The organism is Eudoraea sp. (assembly GCF_049669105.1).
GTDB lineage: Bacteria > Bacteroidota > Bacteroidia > Flavobacteriales > Flavobacteriaceae > Eudoraea.
The window spans coordinates 1-2,706 of the sequence record NZ_JBATKE010000077.1; the positions used below are offsets into that span (position 1 = coordinate 1).

General features: G+C 38.2%; 3 protein-coding genes. All 3 read left to right on the forward strand.

Features of this window, described 5'->3' with window-relative positions:
* The first annotated feature begins 342 nt into the window (after window positions 1–342).
* Complete coding sequence (locus WBM60_RS06710) at window positions 343–2,091, forward strand: amidohydrolase (protein WP_424282890.1); 1,749 nt, start codon at window positions 343–345, stop codon at window positions 2,089–2,091.
* An 18-nt stretch (window positions 2,092–2,109) separates the two neighbouring features.
* Window positions 2,110–2,424 carry a DUF5335 family protein gene (locus tag WBM60_RS06715; RefSeq protein WP_424277572.1) on the forward strand — a complete coding sequence of 105 codons (315 nt, stop codon included), beginning with the start codon at window positions 2,110–2,112 and terminating at the stop codon, window positions 2,422–2,424.
* A 65-nt stretch (window positions 2,425–2,489) separates the two neighbouring features.
* Window positions 2,490–2,706 (forward strand): serine hydrolase (locus WBM60_RS06720; RefSeq protein WP_424282891.1); only part of this gene is annotated, 217 nt, incomplete at its 3' end.

A 2,706-nucleotide genomic window follows, 5' to 3' on the forward strand; every position in this document is an offset into this window, starting at 1 on the left:
ATTCTCGACCGGTATGCCAGATGACTTCTCATTCGGTGCCCCTGTACCCGACAAAGACTGATCGTGACGATTAGAGCATTAGGGATATTTATTAAAATACGTTTACTAAATAACCTGTTGGGTGTAATGACTAAAAAAGTCTGTTCGAGTGTATTTTGTGCAGTAAAACAGAACAAAAAATGTATCGAGAACCGTTTTTAATAAAATTTTTCTTGTTCTCGATACGATTTTCTATCGAAAATCACTCGAACTGACGAAAAATATCATCAACAACTAATTACACCCAACGGGTTATTAAATAGTATTTTTTTTACCCGTTGCCTTTTAAATTATGAAATGAAAATGAAAAAAATAGTATTCTCCCTTTTAGGAATCTTATTCTTCATATCTTCTTGTAAAGAAGGTGCCAAAAAAGATAAGGAAACTCTTTCCTCCTCTGCTGAAACCACCCTCTATTTTGGTGGTGATATTATTACCATGGAAGGAGAAGAAGCGCAATATGCAGAAGCCGTTGTCAGAAAAGGGGATCATATCGTTTTTGTAGGCGCTCTGGATGATGCAAAAAAGCAATTTAAAGATTCAGAACTTTTCAATTTAAATGGCGCCACCATGCTTCCTGCTTTTTTAGACGGACATGGACACATGTATATGGTGGGTATTGCATCTATGTTGGCTAATATTCTCCCACCTCCTGACGGACCGGGCGCTGACTTTAACAGTATTGTAAAAACTTTAAATGAATTCAAAGACACTGAAGATGGAAAATGGTGCCTGAATAAATTCGGTTGGATTGTAGGAAATGGATATGACGATTCTCAATTAACAGAAAAAGATCACCCTAAAGCAATAGATTTAGATAAGGTAAGTACAGATTTTCCCGTAGTTGTCATGCACCAATCGGGTCACTTGGGTTCTATTAACTCAATAGGACTGGAACTTATGGGGTGGGCTTCTAAAGATACACCTAATCCTAAAGAGGGGAAGCTAAGACGTAATCCGAATGGAACTCCAAATGGTGTTTTGGAAGAAAATGCATTTTTTACGGTATTAGGAAAAGTACTCGGAAATACCGATGACGAAGTAAATGCTAAAGCCGTTAAACTTGGTCAACTACAATACGCAGAAAATGGCTATCTAACCGCACAAGAAGGCAGAACAGCACCTTCTCAGGTAAAAGGTATCATCAAAGAAGCAAATGCGGGAAACCTTTATATCGATGTGGTATCCTATCCGGATATGCGAATCACCGGAGCATATGATTTACTTAAAGGGGAGTATTATAATAATGAGCACACCTATAAAAATAATTTTAGACTTGGTGGAGCTAAATTAACTTTAGACGGTTCACCTCAAGGCAAAACAGCCTGGTTAACACAGCACTATCATAGACCTCCCCAAGGAGAAAATGCGGACTATAAAGGTTTTCCTATTATGGATGATGAAGCAGCAAACCAATCTGTTGCAGATGCATTTGAAAACAAGTGGCAACTTCTATGTCACACCAATGGCGATGCTGCTATAGACCAATATTTAAATGCCATTGAAAAAGCACAAGTTCAATATAATTACGATGACCATAGAACAGTCATTATTCATGGCCAAACCATAAGGAAAGATCAAATAGAAAGAGCCGCGAAATTAAATGTAGATGCTTCACTATTCCCAATGCATACTTTTTATTGGGGAGATTGGCACGTAGAATCTGTTTTAGGACATCCAAGAGCCGATTATATTTCGCCTATGAAAGATGCCCTGATGGCCGGTTTAAATATTACGTCACACCATGATGCTCCTGTTACCTTTCCTAACGCCATGCGTGTGCTTGATGCCACTTTAAACAGGGTAACCCGAAGCGGTAAAATATTAGGTCCTGACCAAAGACTTTCAGCCTTTGATGGATTGAGAACACTTACAATTTGGGCTGCCTACCAATATTTTGAAGAAGATCATAAAGGGACTATTTCAACGAACAAGTATGCTGATTTTGTGATTTTAGACAAAAACCCAATTAAAATAGATCCTTTAGAAATACACGATATTAAAATAGTAGAATCTATAAGACGGGGAAAATCAGTGTACAAGAGAAAATAAATTTAAAAACCCGGAATTATGAAAAAACAACTACAAAAAAAAGAATGGGCCGAAAGATTGCAAATGGTATCGTCCGGTAACCGAGGTGCGAACGCACTTTTAGAAGAAGCAGGCGAAAACATTGCCGAGAATACTCCATTTAGAGATATAGAATATGACCCGGCAAAAAAAGGTGATGATCTGGTTATTGCTTTAGGGTCTGGTGATGATAACCTCAGACATGTAGTTGCATCCCCGGTGGAGTTGTATTTACACGAAGATTCTAACGGAGTACTGACCTCCGTAGAAATTATTAACAATAAATCCGTGACTACCAGCATTAGATTTTTATAAGCCGCCGAACAGGCATTTATATATAGTAAACCAAATTCAATTATTAATTTTTAAAAACAAAAATCATGAAAGAAACAAAAACAGTACATGCTGACAAAAGTATTGCTCAGAAGATCGAAAAAATCACCCAAGGGCTGGTTGGCCGCATTGGTGTCGCAGCACAGGACCTTAGTTCAGGGCTGAATGTCAGCATAAATGGCGATGAAACCTTTTGTATGGCGAGTGCTTATAAAGTAGCGATCGCCTCGAAAGTGATGGATCTCGTGGACAAAGGAGAACTCA

Bases quoted from the DNA above. Each gene is read 5' to 3' on its own strand.
- WBM60_RS06710 (WP_424282890.1), top strand. From the start codon at position 343: ATGAAAAAAATAGTATTCTCCCTTTTAGGAATCTTATTCTTCATATCT.
- WBM60_RS06715 (WP_424277572.1), top strand. From the start codon at position 2,110: ATGAAAAAACAACTACAAAAAAAAGAATGGGCCGAAAGATTGCAAATG.